General features: G+C 34.4%; 2 protein-coding genes and 1 rRNA gene. All 3 read right to left on the bottom strand.

All coding sequences use genetic code 11. The features are described 5' to 3' along the window. Nucleotides 1–392: 392 nt before the first annotated feature. The gene (locus Q3V31_RS30595; RefSeq protein ID WP_000687929.1) at nucleotides 393–1,124 is read right to left on the bottom strand and encodes a DsbA family oxidoreductase; all 732 of its coding nucleotides are present in this window, start codon (nucleotides 1,122–1,124) and stop codon (nucleotides 393–395) included. 185 nt (nucleotides 1,125–1,309) lie between these two features. Beyond that, complete coding sequence (locus Q3V31_RS30590) at nucleotides 1,310–2,269, bottom strand: alpha/beta hydrolase (RefSeq protein WP_329767698.1); 960 nt, start codon at nucleotides 2,267–2,269, stop codon at nucleotides 1,310–1,312. A gap of 259 nt (nucleotides 2,270–2,528) precedes the next feature. Further along, nucleotides 2,529–2,608 (bottom strand): 5S ribosomal RNA (gene rrf, locus Q3V31_RS31080); the annotation flags it as partial.

Here is a 2,608-nt window from a genome sequence, read left to right as displayed (position 1 = left end):
CGCCGCCAGCGTTCATCCTGAGCCAGGATCAAACTCTCCAATAAAGTTAGTTTGTCTAGCATCTAAAAATAAAAATTGACGTTCACGTTGTTTGTTTCGTTCAGTTTTCAAAGAACTACTTGGTCGCTCATTTGCGACTTCCTTATGTTAACATCTTCGTTAGTTAATGTCAACTAAGTTTTTCATTTCGTTTGCCGCGTTCTGCGTTATTGCTATCTGCGACTTGTCCTATATTACACTTATAAATAATAATAGTCAATGGATTTTTATAAAAAACTTCATTTTTTATAAATCTCATTTATATTACCAAGTTATCTATTTAAATATCTCTTCTATACTTATATATAAGCAACCCATATAACTCCCTATGGGTTGCTATTCCATCATAAAAACTATTGTTCTTTTGAAGGGATCGAACAACTTCCATCAGTACAGGACATATCGCTTCCTTCTTCTGATGAAAACTCTTGTAACTTAGGTGCGGGATTCTCTTCTTCCCACACTTGCTGAAGTGCACCAACAAAAGTTTCAAGTGGTTGTGCACCTGAAATAGCATACTTTTGATTAATAATAAAATAAGGTACTCCCGAAATTTGATATTGTTGAGCAATCGCTTCATCAATTCTAACATCATTTGCATATGCATTTTTATCATTAATAACATGTAAAGCTTCTTGCTTATCTAAACCTGAAGCTTCAGCGATAGTAGCAAGCGTATCCACATCACTTAAATTTCTCGATTCAGTGAAATATGCAAAAAGTAGATTTTCCGTAATCTCTTTTTCTTTCCCTTGATCCTTTGCAAACTTCGCCAGACGATGCGCATCAAAAGTGTTTGTCGGCTTCATCTCTTCAAAATTAAAATCCAACCCCATACTAGCTGCATGATTTCCTAGTTGTATATTATTACGCTTAGCTTCTTCAATACTAATCCCATACTTTGATGCAAGTACTTCATTAATACTTGTTCCAGAATAGATTGGAGCATTTTGGTCTAATTCAAAACTTTTAAACTCAACTTCAACATCCTTCTTATGTGGAAATTGCTCTAAAGCCATCTCTAGTCTACGTTTCCCAATATAGCAAAATGGGCATACAAAATCTGACCATACTTCGATTTTCATAGAAACACCTCATTAACATGTATTTTTCAATCATTGTAGCACTGGCACTAAAGAATTCAAAAATTTATGCTTCAAGCCTTATATACTACAACCTAAAATGAATTTACGAATAGAAAAAAACGATAATCAAAAGTATAAAAACACTACCTTCTGATTATCGTATATACAACTCTAAAACAATCTAATTATGCTGGAATATATCTCCCCACGAACCTCCATACGGTATTCCAATATTTATTCGAATCTACCTTTTCAGCTTCTCCATGTCCAGCACCTGGAACAATTAATTTCTCTTTCTCTACTTTTGCAGCATTATATACTTCATCTAACATTTCATAAGGAACGAATGTATCAGCATCCCCATGAATAAATAGCATAGGTGTTTTACTTTTCGCTACTTGTTTTATAGCTGAAGCTTCTTCTAAATTATATCCAGCTCTTAATTTTGTAACTGTATTTGCTGCATTCATAACAGGAAACTTCGGCAAGTGGAATAAGTCTTTTAGTTGATAAGTAAATTCATCAATAACAGTTGAGTATCCACAATCTTCAATAATAACTTTAACGTTAGAAGGTAAATCTTCACCTGAAGTCATCATTACAGTTGCCGCGCCCATTGAAACACCAAATAGTGCTATTTCAGCATTCGGATCTTTCTTTACAATTTGTTGAATCCAAATCAAAATATCTTTACGATCATGCCAACCCATGCCGATATAATCGCCTTCACTATTTCCATGCCCACGAAGATCTGGCGCTATGACGTTATAACCTTGTTCATAAAAATTCCGAATGTATTTCGTCATCTTCGATGCCCTGCTATCATATCCATGAACTACAATTGCCCATTTATGGCTAGATTGTTCATTCATATATTCATAACCTGTTAATTTCAACTTATCGAAAGAATTTATGTGTAGTGTATTGGGTTTATGATTTGATACAAAGTTCGCATCCTTTTCTTCATTTGTAGCCAACACACCTCCCGATGCGTTCACTGTTTCTACTAAGTGAGGATTATCCTCTAAAAATTCTTTCTCTTGTTTCGCATTCAATGCATAATTATAAAAATAATTCCCGACTAACATATAAGCAATTGCTAGAAGGACAAAAACTACTATAGTAATTACACCTATCTTTTTCATATTATCTCCTTAAAAAAATTTAAATCTTCCTATATTAAAGTACCTCAAAAAACAACTGTACTATTTTAACATACCGACAGATCGCTTCTACAAAAAATACAATAGAAAAATCTTAAACTACGCATCGAAAGTGAGAGGAGAAATTGAATATGAGAGAATTAAGAGGATAAGGATTGCGCACACCTTAAAATGGTACCTTGAGGCTAATAAGAAGTTAGAAACACAAAAAAGACGAGTCATTCTGACTCGTCTTAAGCTTGCTTGGCGACGTCCTACTCTCACAGGGACAAGGTCCCAACTACCATCGGCGCTAGAGAGCTTAACTTCCGTGTTCGGTAT

The organism is Bacillus nitratireducens, assembly GCF_036320425.1.
GTDB lineage: Bacteria > Bacillota > Bacilli > Bacillales > Bacillaceae_G > Bacillus_A > Bacillus_A nitratireducens.
This window is presented reverse-complemented; position numbering and strand designations above follow the sequence as displayed.